The sequence below is a fragment of the Stenotrophomonas sp. YJH_SMC_110 genome (assembly GCF_059369255.1).
This window is the reverse complement of sequence record NZ_JCAFSM010000008.1, coordinates 144,993-161,373: the sequence shown is the minus strand read 5'-3', so window position 1 is coordinate 161,373 and position 16,381 is coordinate 144,993. Positions and strand designations below refer to the sequence as shown.

The window sequence follows — 16,381 nt, the reverse complement described above, 5'->3', positions numbered from 1 at the left end:
GCGGATGGGCAGTGGACCGGTCACCATCAGCGCGCAGCTTGAAATCCCCGACGGCGAGATCGTCGAGCGGTTCGTGCGCGCCAGTGGCGCCGGCGGCCAGAACGTCAACAAGGTGTCCACCGCGGTGGAACTGCGTTTCGACGTGGCCAACTCGCCCTCGTTGCCCGAACCGTTGCGCGCGCGCCTGCTGGCGCGGCGTGACCGGCGCATGACCGGCGAAGGCGTGCTGGTCATCGACGCGCAACGATTCCGCACCCAGGATCGCAATCGCGAGGATGCGCGCGAGCGGCTGGCGGCCTTCATCCAGGCCGGGCTGAGCGTGCCCAAACCGCGCAAGGCCACCAAGCCGACCCTCGGGTCGAAACTGCGTCGTCTGGACGCCAAACGCGGGCGCGCGCAGATCAAGCGCGGGCGCTCATCACGTGACTGGGAGTGATTGCTTGAACAACCCGACTTCGTTGCTGCCGGCCGTGCCGCCGCAGATGCCACAGGTCAAACCCAACGCCTTCCTGCGCTGGCTGGCGCGCTGCACCCTGCGCATGGGCGGCTGGAAGGTGACCGGCACCCTGCCGGACATCCCCAGGCTGGTCTTCATCATCGCCCCGCATTCGTCCAACTGGGACGGGCTGTGGGGCATGGCGGCCAAGATCGCGCTGGGCATGAAGGTGAAGGTGCTGGGCAAGGCCTCGCTGTTCTGGTGGCCGCTGGGCCCGCTGCTGCACAAGCTGGGCGTGATCCCGCTCGATCGCAGCTCGCCGCAGGGCACCGTCGGCCAGGCCGTGGACCTGCTGCGCAACAACGAGAAGATGTGGTTCGCCATCACGCCCGAGGGCACCCGCAAGGCGGTGAAGGACTGGAAGGCCGGTTTCCTGAAGATCGCCCGGATGGCTGACGTACCGATCCTGACCGCGTATTTCCACTATCCGGAAAAGACCATCGGCATCGGTCCGCTGTTCACCCCGAGCGGCGACGATGTGGCCGACATGGCTGCCATCCGCGAGTTCTACCGGCCCTGGATCGGCAAGACCCGCGGCACGGTCTGAGCCGGTTGCAGGCCGCCGCATAGACGCCACGTCCGGCACATGCCGGGCGAGCGCGACAGGAGTAGGGTGGAGGGCTGGTATCCATACCGTCTGCCCAAGGAGCGTTTTACATGTCGCGTACCGTAGTCCTGGCCGCCGCCATCAGCCTGGCGCTGGCGGCCTGTTCCGGCAAGGAGTCCACCCCCGTGTCCGATGCCCAGAAGACCCCGGCCCAGCAGCCGGCCGAAGCCTCCACCAATCCGCTGCTGAGTGCCAGCACGCTGCCGTTCCAGGCCCCGCCGTTCGACAAGATCAAGGACAGCGACTACCTGCCGGCCTTCGAAGAGGGCATGCGCCAGCACCTGGCCGACGTGCGCAGGATCGCCGACAGCAGCGAGCCGGCCACCTTCGACAACACCATCGTGGCGATGGAGCGCAGCGGCGAGACCCTGACCCGCGTGTCGCGCATCTTCTTCGGCCTGGTCCAGGCCGATACCAACGACGCACGCCAGAAGATCCAGGAAGAAGTGGCGCCGAAGCTGGCCGCGCACCAGGACGAGATCAACCTCGATCCGAAGCTGTTCGCGCGCGTGAAGTCGCTGTACGACCAGCGTGACACGCTGGAGCTGGACCCGGTGCAGAAGCGCCTGGTCGAGCACTACTACGATGGCCTGGTGCGCGCCGGTGCGCAGCTGTCCGACGCCGACAAGGCGAGCCTGCGCAAGCTCAACGTGGAAGAGACCACGCTCTCCACCCAGTTCCACACCCGCCTGGTGGCCGCCACCGCTGCTGCGGCCGTTGTCGTCGACGACAAGGCCAAGCTGGCCGGCCTGGACGAGGGCGCTATCAACAACGCTGCCGCCGCCGCCAAGGACCGCAAGCTGGATGGCAAGTTCCTGCTGCCGCTGCAGAACACCACCCAGCAGCCGGTGCTCGGCTCGCTGAGCGACCGCGACCAGCGCGCCGCCGTGCTGAAGGCCTCGGAAACCCGCGCCGAGCGCGGCGATGCCAACGACACCCGGCAGACCGTGCAGCGCCTGGCCCAGCTGCGTGCGCAGAAGGCCAAGCTGCTCGGCTTCGACACCTTCGCCGACTATCAGCTCGGCGACCAGATGGCCAAGACCCCGGCCGCCGCGCTCAAGCTGCTGACCGACACCGTGCCGGCCGCCACCGCCAAGGCACGCGCCGAAGCCGGTGAGATCCAGAAGGTCATCGACGCGCAGAAGGGTGGATTCCAGGTCGCCGCTTCGGACTGGGACTTCTACGCCGAGCAGGTGCGCAAGGCCAAGTACGATCTGGACGAGTCGCAGATCAAGCCGTACTTCGAACTGGACAACGTGCTGCAGAACGGCGTCTTCTACGCCGCCACCCAGCTGTACGGCATCACCTTCAAGCCGCGCACCGACATTCCGACCTACAACCCGGACATGAAGGTGTACGAAGTGTTCGACAAGGACGGCACCTCGCTGGCGCTGTTCTACACCGACTACTTCAAGCGTGACAGCAAGTCCGGTGGCGCCTGGATGGACGTGTTCGTCGAACAGGACGGCCTGACCGGTGCCAAGCCGGTGGTCTACAACGTCTGCAACTTCACCAAGCCGGCCGCCGGCCAGCCTGCGCTGATCAGCTTCGACGACGTCACCACCATGTTCCATGAGTTCGGCCATGCGCTGCACGGCATGTTCTCGAACGTGAAGTACCCGTCGATCGCCGGCACCGCGACCTCGCGCGACTTCGTCGAGTTCCCGTCACAGTTCAACGAGCACTGGGCGCTGGACCCGAAGGTGTTCGCCAACTACGCCAAGCACTACAAGACCGGCGAGGCGATGCCGCAGGAGCTGGTCGACAAGATCCTCAAGGCACGCAGCTTCAACCAGGGCTACGCGACGACCGAGTACCTGTCGGCCGCGCTGCTGGACCTGGCCTGGCACACGCAGAAGGCCGACGCGCCGCTGCAGGATGTCGGCGCCTTTGAAGCCAGCGCGCTGAAGAAGTTCAAGGTCGACCTGCCGCAGGTGCCGCCGCGCTACCGCACCACCTACTTCGACCATATCTGGGGTGGCGGTTACTCGGCCGGCTACTACGCCTACTTCTGGGCCGAAGTGCTCGACCATGACGCCTACCAGTGGTTCACCGAGCACGGTGGGCTGACGGCGGCCAACGGCCAGGAGTTCCGCGACAAGATCCTCTCGCGCGGCAACAGCGTGGAGCTGTCGACCCTGTACCGCGATTTCCGCGGCAAGGACCCGTCGGTGGAACCACTGCTGAAGTTCCGCGGGCTGAAATAAGAAAGCGAAAACGGCGGGGGCAACCCCGCCGTTTTTCTTTCTGTAGCGTCGAGCCATGCTCGACGTTCTTCTGTAGAGCCGAGCCCACGCTCGGCTGATGGCTCCTGGAAAGGCAGCCGAGCATGGGCTCGGCTCTACAAGCAGCGTTACGTTCCCACGTGCACCCGGTTGGCCTGCTCGCCCAATCCCAGATGATCCAGTGCGATGTCCAGCGCCAGCACGTAGCTCTGCGCGCCGTAGCCGGCGGCGATGCCCAGGCGCTGGCCGACACCGGCCGGCAGGCACGGCTCGGCCACTGCGCCGTCGTCATGCACTTCCACATAGGCGTTGTGCAGGTACGGCAGCAGGCGCTGCAGGCGCAGGCTGTTGGCACACGCGCCCGGGTCGAGCAGGGTCACCTCGCCGCGGCTGTGGTCGGCCACGCGCAGGGCGTCCAGCAGTTCCTGTTCCGAACCACAGGCACGGATCGCCACGCTGGTGCCGGCGTCGATCGCACGATGCACCAGTGACTTCAGGACCGGTGCCGGCAGCGGCATCGCGGTGCGGATCAGGGCGCCGGCCGCTTCGGGGCCACGGATGATGAAGATCGACATGGCTCAGCCCTCCTGTGCCAGGCGGCGGCCGACAATGGCCAGCGACAACGGGTAGCCGGCCTGCTGGCTGCGCTGGTCGACCACCACGGCGGCGGGACCGTGCTGCAGGCGCAGGCGTGCCTCCAGACCGGGTTCGCTGGGGGCCTGCAGTTCGATGTACTGCGCCGGCAGCCGTTCCAGCGCCGCCTGCAGCGCGCCACCTTCGGCCTGCCATTGCGCCTCGTCAGCGGTACCGACATCCAGCAGTACCCAGTCGGCCGAGCGCGCCTGCGGCTGGCACAGGCACTGGCGTACCTCGGACAGGCTGGCGCAGTCGCTGCACAGCACGCGATGGCCGGCCAGCTGCGTCGGCAGTTGGGGACGCGGTGCCGACGAAGAGGCGTGGCGGATCACCAGGAGGGTCATACAACACCTTGCGGAATGCGCCCTGCGGCGCGGTGGGCACACGATGCGCGTGCCGCCCGTAAAGGTGCGATGCCCGCGGCCGGTCCCGCGCGTAAAACCTGCGTAACCCTTCCTGTAGAGCCGAGCCTGCGCTCGGCCGCTCTGCGCCCCAGTCGGGCAACCTCGACGCTGCAAGGAACAAGCCGAGCGTGGGCTCGGCTCTACCGGATCGCGTCGCGGGAACCTCTCCCGCCTGGATGTGGTCTGATGCAGCTACCACCTACCCGGAGCCTGTCATGGATGCTGCTGCCCGTCCTCCCTTGTCCGAACGCGCGCTGGTCTGGCTGAAGAAGGAAGCATTGCCGCTGCTGGTGATGCTCGGCCTGCTCGCCGCCGCCCGCGATACCCTCGCCAACCACTACGTGGTGCCGAGTGGCTCGATGCAGCCGACCCTGCAGCCGGGCGACCGGGTGGTGGTGGACATGCGCGCCTACGGCCTGCGCCTGCCGTTCACCGGCAAGGAACTGATGGCCACCGGCGTCCCGCAGCGCGGTGAAGTGGCGGTGTTCGATTCACCGGCCGACGGCACCCGCCTGATCAAGCGCGTGGCGGCGGTGGCCGGTGACCACGTGCAGATGCGCGAGGGCCATCTGAGCATCAACGGCCAGCCGCTGCAGATCGCCGATCTGCAGGACGTGGAAGCCTTCGGCGAGCGCCGTGCCCGCCTCGACCTGGACATGGGCGGCGGTCCGGACATCGCCGATCTGGTGGTGCCGGCCGGCAAGGTGCTGGTGCTGGGTGACCACCGCGGCAACAGCTTCGACGGCCGCTTCTTCGGCTTCGTCGACGCCGACAAGGTCTACGGCCGTGCGGTGGCGGTGTACTACCGCCGCGGCGACGGTTTCGAGTGGCAGCGCCTGTAAGCTGAATTGATACTTCTTGGGTATCAATCCTGACTTATCAGGTTATGGATCGACTGGATCGACAGGCCTAGTCTGAGGCCCGTTCCCTCCCATGCCCGGCCGCCCCACCGGCCCTTCGATCCCATGACTGGCGAAACCGCGGCGGCCGTCGAGCGCCGTCCCCCCACTGTCGATCCCATCGCCGAGACCCGCATCCAGCAGGGCACGCCGGCCTTCCGCCGCACCGCGCTGGCACTGTTCCTGGCCGGCTTCTCCACCTTCGGCCTGCTGTACACCGTGCAGCCGCTGCTGCCCGAGTTCAGCCGCCACTTCGGCGTGTCCGCCGCAGGCAGCGCGATGTCGTTGTCGCTGACCACCGGCACGCTGGCGGTGGCGATGCTGTTGGCCGGCCTGCTGTCCGATGCGGTCGGCCGCCGCCCGTTGATGATTGCCGCGCTGCTGGCCTCGGCCATGCTGTCGCTGGGCACGGCGCTGGTGGACGACTGGACCACGCTGCTGGTGCTGCGCACCCTGCTTGGCCTGGCGCTGAGCGGCGTGCCGGCAGTGGCGATGACCTACCTGGTCGAGGAGATGGACAGCCGCGCGCTGGGCCTGGCGATGGGCCTGTACATCGGCGGCAACGCCATCGGTGGCATGAGCGGGCGCCTGCTGGCCGGCATCATCGCCGATCACTGGGGCTGGCGCTGGGGCATCGGCGTGGTCTCGATCATCGCCGTGGCCAGCACCGTGCTGCTGTGGCTGCAGCTGCCGCCGTCGCGCCATTTCAGCGCGCGACGCGATGGCCTGCGCGAGTTGCCGTCGCGCTGGCGCACGCTGTTCGCCGACCGGGGCCTGCCGTGGCTGTTCGCCACCTCGTTCGTGCTGATGGGCGTGTTCGTCACCCTCTACAACTACCTGGGCTATCACTTGCTGGCGCCGCCGTACCACCTCAGCCAGACCGTGGTCGGGCTGATCTTCAGCGTGTACCTGGTGGGCACCTTCAGTTCGGCGTGGATGGGCCAGCAGGCTACGCGGTACGGGCGCGGCCGCATCCTGTCGATCTCGTTCGCGCTGATCGGCGCCGGCATCGCGCTGCTGGCGATGCCGTGGCTGAGCACGATGGCACTGGGCATCGCGCTGGTGACCTTCGGCTTCTTCGGTGGCCACTCGGTGGCCAGCAGCTGGGTCGGCAGCCGTGCCGGTACGATGCGCGCGGAAGCGTCGGCGCTGTACCTGTTCGCCTACTACCTGGGCTCCAGCGTGCTGGGCGGGGTCGGTGGCCTGGCCTACGCGGCCTGGGACTGGCTGGGCGTGTGCGCGTTCGCTGCCGTGCTGACCCTGATCGGGGGCGGCATCGTCTGGACGCTGCAGCAGCACGCGCCGCAGCCGGTCACGGCCTGACGCCAGCCTCGCGTTCCGCACGGGCGCGGCGTTGCTCTGGTAGATGCCGACCTTGGTCGGCGCTCTGGCACGGCAGCCAACCAAGGTTGGCGTCTACCAAACCTAGGTGGGTGGCACTTCACCCTTCGGCGAACGCCCCGCGCAACAGCCCGGCGAAGTTGCGGATCAGCGGCGTCACCCCCTCGCGGTGCCATGCCAGCTGCACCTCCGAATGCGCACCGGCATCGGCCAGCGCCACGAAGCGCGCGCCTTCCACGCGGATGTGATCGCAGGACGAGGGCAGGATCGCCGCACCCAGGCCTGCAGCCGCAAGACTGATCAATGTCGATGCCTCACCGGCTTCCTGCACGATGCGCGGCGTGAACCCGGCGGCCGCGCACAGCGCGATCATGTGGTCATGGATGCCCGCGCCCGCGCTGCGGCGAAATGCCACGAATGGCTCCTGCGCGAAGTCGCGTAGCGACAACGTGCCCTGCTTCGACAGCCTGCGCAGGGCAGGGTGGTCGGCATGCACGATCAACGCCAGTGGATCGACGAACAGGCTGTGCGCCACCAGCTCCGGCGGCAATGCGCGCTTGCGGATGATGCCCACGTCCAGTGAACCGTCGAGCAGCGCATCGATCTGCTGCAGCGTGTTCATCTCGCTCAGCTGCAGCCGCACCTGTGGGTACTGCTGGCGGTAGCGCAGGATCGAACGCGGAATCTGCGGCGACAGCGGCGTGGCCCGGGTCAGGCCGATACGCAGTTCGCCCTGCTCGCCGCGCTGCGCGCGCTGTACCTCGTCCACCGCGGTTTCCACCTGCTGCACGATGGCCCGTGCGCGCTCCTGCAGCAGCTCACCCGCGGGCGTCAGCTGCACACGACGATGGCTGCGCACGAACAGGCGCGCCCCGATCAGGTCTTCCAGCTGGCGGATCTGCTGGCTGAGCGGCGGTTGCGACATGCCCAGCCGCTCCGCCGCCTGGCCGAAGTGCAGCGTATCGGCAACGGCGAGGAAGTAACGCAGGTGGCGGAGTTCGATGGACATGCGCCCAGTCTATGCATCGCCAGCCACAAATGGGGTCAGATCCGTTTTCCTGCGGAAAACGGATCTGACCCCGGTCACCCGTCATCCACGCATGGCGTGGATCTACCGTGTCGACCAAGGTCGACACCCACCAACAGCAGCGACCAACTGTCAGAGGCGGGGCGGTGTGGGTGGGCAGGACCGTTGGCGCCATGGATGGCGCCATCGAGCCCCCAAGGAGGGGTTCACGGCGTGTCCTGCCCACCCACACCGCCCCGCCATCTACGGAATGCCCGCTTTTGACGTTGCCGTTGACGTTGATTCAGCAGGTGCAGGGCGCAGCCCTGCCGAACACCCCTCACCGCTCCGAATGCCCGCTCTGGTCGTAATCGCGCGGACTGAACAACTCCGGCTGGATCAGCTCGATGAACGCGCGCGCCTGCGCCGACAGCGCCTTGCCCCGGCGCACGATCACCCCGTAACTGCGCTCGGGGAACCAGCGCTTCATCGACCGCGCCGCCAACCGCTCGCGGTCGGCCTCGTTCAGGCACAGCGCCGGCACGATGGAAATGCCCATGCCCATCGCCACGTACTGCTTGATCACCTCCCAGCCGCCCACTTCCAGTGCCACGGTGTAGGCGATGCGGTGGCGCTGGAACACCTGGTCAACCAGCCGGTAGGTGATCTGCCGCTTCGGCGGCAGCACCAGCGGATAGCGCGCGATGTCAGCCAGCTCCAGCTCGCCGCCACTGGCCAGCGGATGGTCGTGCGGCGCGATCAGCACCTGCTCGAAGCGGTAGGCCGGGGCGTAGGTCAGGTCGGCCGGTACATCGGTCATCGAACCGATCGCCAGGTCGGCGGCATCCTCGCGCAGCAGGTCGGTGCCATCGGCGCTGATCGCGTTGTGCAGGGTCAGGCGCACGTCCGGGTGGTGCAGGCGGAAGCGCTCGACGATCTTCGGCAGCAGGTACAGGATGGTCGAGCTGTTGGCGGCGATGTTCAGCTCGCCCGCGTCCAGGCCGCGCACCTTGTCGCGGAAGCGCGCCTCCAGCCCGTCCAGGTTCTCCACCAGCGGCTGCGCCATCTCGTACAGCAGCTGGCCCTCGCGGCTGGGTACCAGGCGGCGCCCACTGCGCTCGAACAACGGCACCCCCAGTTCCCGTTCCAGGGCCTGCAACTGCAGGCTGATGGCCGGCTGGCTGACGAAAAGTGCCTCAGCCGCCCGTGAGACCGAGCCCAGGCGCACCGTCTGGCAGAACGCACGCAATGGCTTCAGCCGGTCGGATTTGTAGGAAAAACGCGGACTTGGCGGGGTGCGTGTGCTCATCGTGTCACGAGTATTAGCACAACTTATGTAGAACATTGCAAAAACTGTTTTGCCAAATACTCCGGCCCAGCGGCACCGTGGAGGCGTTCCCCACCGCTGGAGTCGCCCCATGTCCGCCGTCGCTTCCGCTGTTTCCACCCCTGCCAGCAAGGCTACCCCCGGCATCGCCCTGGCGACCCGCGTGGCCGGCCAGGACACCCTGCTGCCGGCGCCGCTGCTGGCCCTGCTGGTGTCGCTGCACCGTGCGGTGGAACCGGGGCGGCAGGCACGGCTGCAGGCGCGCCGCGAGCGCCAGGCGTTCTTCGACCAGGGCGGCCTGCCGGACTTCCGCGAAGACACCGCTGCGATCCGTAGCGGCGACTGGCGCGTTGCGCCGCTGCCGGCCGCGCTGCAGGACCGCCGCGTCGAGATCACCGGCCCCACCGACCCGAAGATGGTCATCAACGCGCTGAACTCCGGCGCCAAGGTGTTCATGGCCGACTTCGAGGATTCGACCTCGCCGACCTGGCGCAACCTGCTGGCCGGGCAGCAGTCGCTGGCCGCCGCGGTGCGTGGCGATCTCGACTACACCGCCCCCAATGGCAAGCACTACACGCTGCGCCCGCATGACGAGCAGGCGGTGCTGATCGTGCGCCCGCGTGGCTGGCACATGGACGAAAAGCACGTGCGCATCGATGGCCAGTTCATCGCCGGCGGCCTGTTCGACGCGGCGGTGTTCGCCTTCCACAACGCCCGCACCCTGCAGGCGAAGGACCGCGGCCCGTACTTCTACCTGCCCAAGCTGCAGAGCATGGAAGAGGCGGCGCTGTGGGAAACCGCGCTGTCGCACATCGAAGGCATGCTCGGCCTGCCGCACGGCCAGATCAAGGTGACCGTGCTGATCGAAACGCTGCCGGCGGTGTTCGAGATGGATGAGATCCTGCACGCGCTGCGTGACCGCATCGTCGGCCTGAACTGTGGGCGCTGGGACTACATCTTCTCGTACCTGAAGACCTTCCGGCGCCACGCCGACCGCGTGCTGCCCGAGCGCGGCCAGGTGACCATGACCCAGCCGTTCCTGAAGGCCTATTCGGAACTGCTGATCCAGACCTGCCATCGCCGTGGTGCACATGCGATGGGCGGCATGGCCGCGCAGATTCCGATCAACAACGATGCCGCCGCCAACGAACAGGCGATGGCCCGCGTGCGCGCTGACAAGCTGCGCGAAGTGACCGCCGGCCACGACGGCACCTGGGTCGCGCATCCGGCGCTGATTCCGGTGGCGATGGCGATCTTCGACGAACACATGCCCGGTGCGAACCAGCACAGCGTGCTGCGCCAGGATGTGTGCGTCGGCCGCGACGAACTGATCGCACGGCCGCCCGGCACCATCGCCCGCGCCGGCTTCGAAGGCAACGTGGAAGTCTGCGTGCGCTACCTGGCGGCATGGCTGGATGGCAACGGCTGCGTGCCGATCCACCACCTGATGGAGGACGCGGCCACCGCCGAGATCAGCCGCAGCCAGTTGTGGCAGTGGCTGCATACGCCGGGCCAGCAGCTGGACGATGGCACCGCCATCGACCTGGCACTGCTGGATGCCACGCTGGCACAGCTGCCGGCACGGCTGGGCGACACCGCCACGCTGCCCGGTGGCGCACGCATCGGCGAGGCCATCGCCCTGCTCGGCGAACTGAGCCGCAGCGACGAACTGACCGATTTCCTGACCCTGCCGGCCTACGCGCGCATCGACTGATCGCCGCCCGCGATTCCCGCCGTTTCCCTCCCCGCTGCACGCACGAACCGAACTGGAGAAAGACATGAGCAAGCTGCCCACTGCCGAACAGATCCAGCACGACTGGGATACCAACCCGCGCTGGGAAGGCATCCAGCGCAACTACAGCGCCGCCGACGTGGTGCGCCTGCGCGGCACCGTCCACATCGAGCATTCGCTGGCCCGCCTGGGTGCGGAGAAGCTGTGGGCGTCGCTGCATGAGCGCGAGTTCGTCAACGCGCTGGGTGCATTGACCGGCAACCAGGCCATGCAGCAGGTCAAGGCGGGCCTGAAGGCGATCTACCTGTCCGGTTGGCAGGTGGCGGCCGACGCCAACCTGGCCGGGCAGATGTATCCGGACCAGTCGCTGTACCCGGCCGATTCGGTGCCGGCAGTGGTCAAGCGCATCAACAACACGCTGCTGCGCGCCGACCAGCTGCACCACGCCGAAGGCAAGGACGACATCGACTTCCTGCAGCCGATCGTCGCCGATGCGGAGGCCGGTTTCGGCGGCGTGCTCAATGCGTTCGAACTGATGAAGGCGATGATCGAGGCCGGTGCCGCCGGCGTGCATTTCGAAGACCAGTTGGCATCGGTGAAGAAGTGCGGGCACATGGGCGGCAAGGTGCTGGTGCCGACCCGCGAGGCGATCGAGAAGCTCAATGCCGCGCGCCTGGCCGCCGATGTGCTGGGTGTGCCGACCCTGCTGGTGGCGCGTACCGATGCCGAAGCCGCGGATCTGCTGACCAGCGACATCGACGGCAACGACAAGCCGTTCACCACCGGCGAGCGCACCGTCGAAGGCTTCTACAAGACCCGCAACGGCCTGGACCAGGCGATCAGCCGTGGCCTGGCCTACGCGCCCTACGCCGACCTGGTGTGGTGCGAGACCGGCAAGCCGGACCTGGAATTCGCACGCAGGTTCGCCGAGGCGATCCATGCGAAGTTCCCGGGCAAGCTGCTGGCCTACAACTGCTCGCCCAGCTTCAACTGGAAGAAGAACCTGGACGACGCCACCATTGCGAAGTTCCAGCGCGAACTGGGCAGCTACGGCTACAAGTTCCAGTTCATCACCCTGGCCGGGTTCCATGCGTTGAACTACGGCATGTTCAACCTGGCCCACGGCTACGCACGCCGCCAGATGAGCGCGTTCGTCGAGTTGCAGGAAGCCGAGTTCGAAGCGGCCGAGCGCGGCTTCACTGCGGTCAAGCACCAGCGCGAGGTCGGTACCGGCTACTTCGATGCGGTGACCCAGGCGATCCAGCAGGGCCAGTCGTCGACCACCGCGCTGACCGGCTCGACCGAGGAAGAACAGTTCCATGGCGGGCGCAGCGAACGCGCGGCGTGATGCGGCGCGCCGCGTGATCCGGTGGTGCCGGCCGCTGGCCGGCAACCCATCGATGTTTCCGAAGCCCATGCAGTTGCCGGCCAGCGGCCGGCACTACCGGGCTCCGGGTGATCAGGGTGGCCAGGGAAGGGCCAGACAACGCCGGCCGGTCGGGGGACCTGCCGGCGTTGTTGTATCGATGCAAGGGCGCAGCACGCGCGGAGCGTCAATCAGGCGCACCCCGGTGCCGGCAACTTGGCCGAAACCCTGTGAAGCCCGGCATCGGATTGATCCAGCAGGAGTTTTGCCCGGACACCCGTGACCAGAACGGGCCATCACCGATCTTCACATCAATCAAGATCGGCAGAAGGGTCAAAATGAGATAGGGCGCACACTTTAAAGCGGTGCTATGCTCCGCGGCTCACCAGGGGACGCTGGCGGCGGGTGCAGGGAATGACCGGCAGGGGTGCGGCCGAGAACAGTGATGTGACGACAGGTATCGCCCGGGTGGCGATGGCCGAGATCGTGCACGCTCTGTTGTCCGATGCCGAGGTGGCATTGTTCGCCAGATTCGCCCGCACATGCAAGCTCCGTGCCGGACAGTGGCTGTTCCAGCGTGGCCACCGCGGCGAGCGCATGTATGTGATCCTCGAAGGCCAGATCGAACTGGACTTCGGCGAGGACCTGGTGATCAAGACGCTCGGGCAGCACGAGTTCTTCGGAGAACTGGGCCTGCTGGTCGGCGACCACCTGCGCAGCGCCAGTGCGCGCGCGCTGGTCGACTGCGATGTGCTGGAGCTGGGCCCGGCCGATTTCCATCGGCTGGTCGAATCCGATCCCGGCCTGGTGGCCTATTTCCTGCGCCGCACGATCATGCGCGTGCTGGCCAACGAACAGGCACTGATCGCACAGCTGCGCCGGCGCAACCACGATCTGGAAACCGCGCTGGACAATCTGTACATCACTACCCATCAGTTGACCCACACCCGTGAGCTGGTGCGTACCGATGAACTGACCGGGCTGCACAACCGGCGAGGCCTCACCCTGTACCTGCAGGAGTGCCGCGAGCGGGCCGAGGGGCCGCCGCAGGCGCTGCTGCTGATCGATTGCGACCGCTTCAAGCAGATCAACGACCGCCACGGCCACCAGGCCGGCGACCGCGTGCTGCAGAGCATGGGCAACATCCTGCGCTCGATGGCCGGCGAGCAGGACCTGGCCTGCCGGCTTGGTGGCGATGAGTTCTGCCTGATCCTGCGCCGTGGCAACCGCGAGATCGTGCAGCACGCGGCCGAGTTCATCATCAGTGCGGTGCATGGCCTGCTCGAGCGCAGCCATGGCACGCCGCATGTGAGCCTGGTCAGCATCGGCGCCTGCCTGCTGGCGCCGGAGGCAGGCTGGAGCGAGTGGTATGCCTGCGCGGATCGTGCGCTGTACCAGGCCAAGCGCGATGGCGGCAACTGCCTGCGCTGGGCGGATGATCCGGACGGCCAATAGGGAGAGGCAGGCGATGAATGGCGACAACGGAACGTCAGCCCCGCATAGCCCACAGCTGCGCGCCCTGCTGTTCACCGATCTGTGTGATTCGCTGCAGCTGGTCGAGCGGATCGGCGATGTGGCGGCGGCAAGCCTGTTCCAGGAACACGATCGCCTGGTACTGGTGCTGCAGCAGCGCTGGAACGGCCAGCTGATCGATCGCTCCGATGGCTTGTTCATGCTGTTCGAGCGCGTCGTCGACGCACTGGGCTTCGCCCTGGACTACCAGCGCGAACTGCACGCGCTGGGCCAGCAGCGCGCGATTGAACTGCGCGCGCGCGCCGGCCTGCACGTGGGCGACGTGCTGACCTGGGAGAACAGTGCCGAGGCGGTCCGTGCCGGTGCCAAGTCGATGGAGGTGGAAGGCCTGGCCAAGCCGATGGCGGCGCGCCTGATGATGCTGGCCCGCCCCGGCCAGATCCTGCTGTCGGCGGTGGCCGAATCGCTGACCCGCCGTGCCACCGATGCACTGGGCGAGCGTGGCACGCGCCTGCTGTGGAAATCGCACGGGCGCTGGCGCTTCAAGGGCGTGCCGGTGGTGCAGGAAGTGATCGAAGTGGGCGAGATCGGTTCGGCGCCGCTGCGCATGCCGCGCGCCAACGCCAAGGCGCGCCGCGACCTGCCGCTGTGGCGGCAACCGCTGGTGCTGGCCGCCGAAGGCCTGATCCTTGCCGCGGCCGTGCTGGGCGGCTGGCTGCTGCTGCGGTCGGAGCCGGCCATTGCCTTCGCCGAACGTGACTGGGTGGTGCTTGGCGATGTCGACAACCTCACCGGCGATCCGATCTTCGATGACTCGATGCGGCACGCGATCCGGATCGCGCTGGAACAGTCGCGCTACGTGAACGTGCTGTCGGAAGGCAAGATCCGCGAAAGCCTGGAAATGGCGCGGCTCTCGGGCGATACCCGGCTCAACCGCGATACCGCGGTCCATGTGGCGGTGCGGGAGGGCGCGCGCGCGGTGCTGCTGCCGACCGTGCGGCAGAAGATCGGTGGCTACGAGCTGGCCATCGATGTTGCCGCACCGGGCAGTGGCCAGGTGATCCAGACCTTCACCGCCACCGCCGATCGATCCGACCAGATGGTGTTCGCCGTGGACGACGTGGTCGGTCGCCTGCGTCGCGGACTGGGCGAGTCGGTGGCCAGCCTGGAGCAATCCCTGCCGCTGCCGCGCGCCTCGACCCAGGACCTGCGCGCACTGCGTGCGTTCGCGCTGGCCGAGAGCGCACTGGGTCAGCGTCGCTTCGAAGAAGCCCGCAACCTCTACCAGGCCGCGATCGACATCGATCCCGGTTTTGCCCTGGCCTACATGGGCGTGGCCAAGCTGCATGCGCGCACCGCGCAGGTCGCGGACGCGCGTGACGCGCTGGAGCACGCGCTGGCCCAGCAGCAGCGCCTGCCCGCGCGTGAGCGCCTGTACCTGAAGGGCTGGCAGGCCGAACTGGAACCCGGTGGCTGGCCGCTGGAACAGTGGCGTGCACTGGCCAAGATCTATCCGGATTCGTTTGCTGGGCTGTCCAATACCTCCTGGGGGTTGCTGCAGGACAATCGCTTCACCGAGGCCGAGCCCTATGCGCGCGCCGCGACGGTGCCTCAGGACCCGTTGCGGCTGTATCCGACCATCCATCTGGCGCGGGCACAGCTGGGCCTCGGCCAGCCGCAGCAGGCAATGCGCACCTTGCGCCAGGCACGGATGCTGCGCGGCAATGACGAGGCCGACGACCTGGATGTGGACGTGCTGGTTGCGCAGGGCCTGGATGCACAGGCGCAGCAGCTGTTGATGCGGTTGCCGCGGGGGGACGACCTGCAACAGCGCATGCGCCTGCGGGCCCACCTGCTGGTGGCTGCGGAGCAGCGTGATTGCAGCAGTTTGCATGCCGCGATTGCTGCGGACGGTCCAGCACCGGATCTGATCGACTACCAGATCCATCAACGCCTGCAGCACGCCACCGTGACCACGCTGTGCACGGCCGGCGATGCGAAGGAGCTTGAATCCATTGCCGCCGTGCTGCGGCCGCTGCTGCGGAACAACGACGACTCCGCCGTGGGCAGCCGCAGCCTGCAGCTGCTGGCCCTGACTTATCTGGCCCAGCGCCAGGGCCAGCATGCGCTGGCCGCAGAGTGGCTGCGCGACCATGGCGAACTGCTGGAGCGGCAGCGCAGCCCTGTGGTGGGCAAGTGGCGTCGGGTTGTGTTGGCGATGGCCGAACTGGCGCAACAGCGTCCGCGGGCGGCACGCCATCTGCTCGAGCCCACCTTTGATGGCAGCGAACCTGTGCAGGCCCACGTTGTGCTGCTGCAGGCACTGCGTGCCGAGCAGGACACTGCCGGCGTGCGTCGCGAGCAGGCCTGGCTGGCCCGGCACCACGGCCAGGCCATTGCCGAGGTGGCGTCCATGCAGGTCTGGCAACCCCTGAATGTGCACGACATCGCCACCGAGGCGACGTCGGTGCGAGTGTCGCGCTGATGCGGACTCAGGCGTTGACGCGCTCGTCGATGCGGTCGGCTTCGAAGCAGAACACCACGGTCATCGAGGCGGTCGAGGTACTCAGGTACGCATGCAGCGAATCACGGGTGCGGCTCAGCTCCTCGACCGAGGCCAGGGTGCCGATCTTCATGCAGTCGTTTTCGCCAACGGCACCGTCCAGCCCGATCGAGGCCAGGGCCTTGGCCGGCGAAGCGGTGAAGTGGCTGCGGAACGCTTCGCTGCCGATCAGGTGGTCCAGCAGGGTGCTGGCGTCGGCGGCGGAAAGACGGGGATGGCTCATGGGGATTGTCCGTAGGTGGAGCTACTCGTATCGGCCGCGACAGCCCGCCATTGAGGGCCGCGCTGTGCACGTCGCTAAAGTTG

The 16,381-nt window shown here is 67.5% G+C and carries 14 protein-coding genes; 9 read left to right on the top strand and 5 right to left on the bottom strand.

What is annotated here, in order from left to right; all coding sequences use genetic code 11:
• The first annotated feature begins 4 nt into the window (after nucleotides 1–4).
• The 3 genes from arfB to dcp all read left to right on the top strand — a co-directional run bounded on the left by arfB (nucleotide 5) and on the right by dcp (nucleotide 3,310).
• Nucleotides 5–436 (top strand): alternative ribosome rescue aminoacyl-tRNA hydrolase ArfB, encoded by a 432-nt coding sequence (arfB, locus tag AC5P6H_RS15615; protein WP_005420755.1) that lies wholly within the window; start codon nucleotides 5–7, stop codon nucleotides 434–436.
• A gap of 4 nt (nucleotides 437–440) precedes the next feature.
• Nucleotides 441–1,043, top strand: a complete 603-nt coding sequence (locus AC5P6H_RS15610) for a lysophospholipid acyltransferase family protein (RefSeq protein ID WP_014645556.1) — start codon at nucleotides 441–443, stop codon at nucleotides 1,041–1,043.
• A gap of 110 nt (nucleotides 1,044–1,153) precedes the next feature.
• Nucleotides 1,154–3,310, top strand: coding sequence for a peptidyl-dipeptidase Dcp (gene dcp / locus AC5P6H_RS15605; protein WP_049405170.1), 2,157 nt, complete (start codon nucleotides 1,154–1,156; stop codon nucleotides 3,308–3,310).
• 146 nt (nucleotides 3,311–3,456) lie between these two features.
• Here the strand turns inward: dcp and AC5P6H_RS15600 are convergent, their stop codons facing one another.
• Nucleotides 3,457–3,903 (bottom strand): 3-dehydroquinate dehydratase, encoded by a 447-nt coding sequence (locus tag AC5P6H_RS15600; RefSeq protein WP_100450891.1) that lies wholly within the window; start codon nucleotides 3,901–3,903, stop codon nucleotides 3,457–3,459.
• 3 nt (nucleotides 3,904–3,906) lie between these two features.
• Entirely contained in the window at nucleotides 3,907–4,308 is a 402-nt protein-coding gene (locus AC5P6H_RS15595; RefSeq protein WP_014645558.1) for a hypothetical protein, read from the bottom strand.
• 275 nt (nucleotides 4,309–4,583) lie between these two features.
• Between AC5P6H_RS15595 and lepB the strand changes: the two genes are divergently transcribed.
• Nucleotides 4,584–5,210: a signal peptidase I gene (gene lepB / locus AC5P6H_RS15590; protein WP_014645559.1), complete on the top strand. Its 627-nt coding sequence runs from the start codon at nucleotides 4,584–4,586 to the stop codon at nucleotides 5,208–5,210.
• A gap of 123 nt (nucleotides 5,211–5,333) precedes the next feature.
• Complete coding sequence (locus AC5P6H_RS15585) at nucleotides 5,334–6,590, top strand: MFS transporter (protein WP_495202863.1); 1,257 nt, start codon at nucleotides 5,334–5,336, stop codon at nucleotides 6,588–6,590.
• A 118-nt stretch (nucleotides 6,591–6,708) separates the two neighbouring features.
• Here AC5P6H_RS15585 and AC5P6H_RS15580 read toward each other — a convergent pair whose 3' ends face one another.
• Both AC5P6H_RS15580 and AC5P6H_RS15575 read right to left on the bottom strand, forming a co-directional pair.
• Nucleotides 6,709–7,617: a LysR family transcriptional regulator gene (locus tag AC5P6H_RS15580; RefSeq protein WP_014645561.1), complete on the bottom strand. Its 909-nt coding sequence runs from the start codon at nucleotides 7,615–7,617 to the stop codon at nucleotides 6,709–6,711.
• Between the two features lie 337 nt (nucleotides 7,618–7,954).
• Nucleotides 7,955–8,923 (bottom strand): LysR family transcriptional regulator, encoded by a 969-nt coding sequence (locus AC5P6H_RS15575; RefSeq protein ID WP_046427979.1) that lies wholly within the window; start codon nucleotides 8,921–8,923, stop codon nucleotides 7,955–7,957.
• A 109-nt stretch (nucleotides 8,924–9,032) separates the two neighbouring features.
• Between AC5P6H_RS15575 and aceB the strand changes: the two genes are divergently transcribed.
• The 4 genes from aceB (at nucleotide 9,033) to AC5P6H_RS15555 (ending at nucleotide 15,997) form a co-directional block, all read left to right on the top strand.
• A complete protein-coding gene (gene aceB / locus AC5P6H_RS15570; protein ID WP_495202862.1) occupies nucleotides 9,033–10,655 on the top strand; it encodes a malate synthase A in 1,623 nt (540 codons plus the stop codon).
• A 64-nt stretch (nucleotides 10,656–10,719) separates the two neighbouring features.
• Entirely contained in the window at nucleotides 10,720–12,021 is a 1,302-nt protein-coding gene (gene aceA, locus AC5P6H_RS15565) for an isocitrate lyase (RefSeq protein ID WP_019337654.1), read from the top strand.
• A gap of 432 nt (nucleotides 12,022–12,453) precedes the next feature.
• Complete coding sequence (locus AC5P6H_RS15560) at nucleotides 12,454–13,494, top strand: GGDEF domain-containing protein (RefSeq protein WP_495202861.1); 1,041 nt, start codon at nucleotides 12,454–12,456, stop codon at nucleotides 13,492–13,494.
• 13 nt (nucleotides 13,495–13,507) lie between these two features.
• Nucleotides 13,508–15,997, top strand: a complete 2,490-nt coding sequence (locus AC5P6H_RS15555; protein WP_495202860.1) for a putative peptide modification system cyclase — start codon at nucleotides 13,508–13,510, stop codon at nucleotides 15,995–15,997.
• 7 nt (nucleotides 15,998–16,004) lie between these two features.
• On the opposite strand, the gene AC5P6H_RS15550 is transcribed toward AC5P6H_RS15555, so the two are convergent.
• A complete protein-coding gene (locus AC5P6H_RS15550; protein WP_014645567.1) occupies nucleotides 16,005–16,298 on the bottom strand; it encodes an NHLP-related RiPP peptide in 294 nt (97 codons plus the stop codon).
• Nucleotides 16,299–16,381 lie beyond the last annotated feature (83 nt).

Bases quoted from the DNA above. Each gene is read 5' to 3' on its own strand.
- arfB (WP_005420755.1), top strand. From the start codon at position 5: ATGGGCAGTGGACCGGTCACCATCAGCGCGCAGCTTGAAATCCCCGAC.
- dcp (WP_049405170.1), top strand. From the start codon at position 1,154: ATGTCGCGTACCGTAGTCCTGGCCGCCGCCATCAGCCTGGCGCTGGCG.
- AC5P6H_RS15600 (WP_100450891.1), bottom strand. From the start codon at position 3,903: ATGTCGATCTTCATCATCCGTGGCCCCGAAGCGGCCGGCGCCCTGATC.
- AC5P6H_RS15595 (WP_014645558.1), bottom strand. From the start codon at position 4,308: ATGACCCTCCTGGTGATCCGCCACGCCTCTTCGTCGGCACCGCGTCCC.
- lepB (WP_014645559.1), top strand. From the start codon at position 4,584: ATGGATGCTGCTGCCCGTCCTCCCTTGTCCGAACGCGCGCTGGTCTGG.
- AC5P6H_RS15585 (WP_495202863.1), top strand. From the start codon at position 5,334: ATGACTGGCGAAACCGCGGCGGCCGTCGAGCGCCGTCCCCCCACTGTC.
- AC5P6H_RS15580 (WP_014645561.1), bottom strand. From the start codon at position 7,617: ATGTCCATCGAACTCCGCCACCTGCGTTACTTCCTCGCCGTTGCCGAT.
- AC5P6H_RS15575 (WP_046427979.1), bottom strand. From the start codon at position 8,923: ATGAGCACACGCACCCCGCCAAGTCCGCGTTTTTCCTACAAATCCGAC.
- aceB (WP_495202862.1), top strand. From the start codon at position 9,033: ATGTCCGCCGTCGCTTCCGCTGTTTCCACCCCTGCCAGCAAGGCTACC.
- aceA (WP_019337654.1), top strand. From the start codon at position 10,720: ATGAGCAAGCTGCCCACTGCCGAACAGATCCAGCACGACTGGGATACC.
- AC5P6H_RS15560 (WP_495202861.1), top strand. From the start codon at position 12,454: ATGACCGGCAGGGGTGCGGCCGAGAACAGTGATGTGACGACAGGTATC.
- AC5P6H_RS15555 (WP_495202860.1), top strand. From the start codon at position 13,508: ATGAATGGCGACAACGGAACGTCAGCCCCGCATAGCCCACAGCTGCGC.
- AC5P6H_RS15550 (WP_014645567.1), bottom strand. From the start codon at position 16,298: ATGAGCCATCCCCGTCTTTCCGCCGCCGACGCCAGCACCCTGCTGGAC.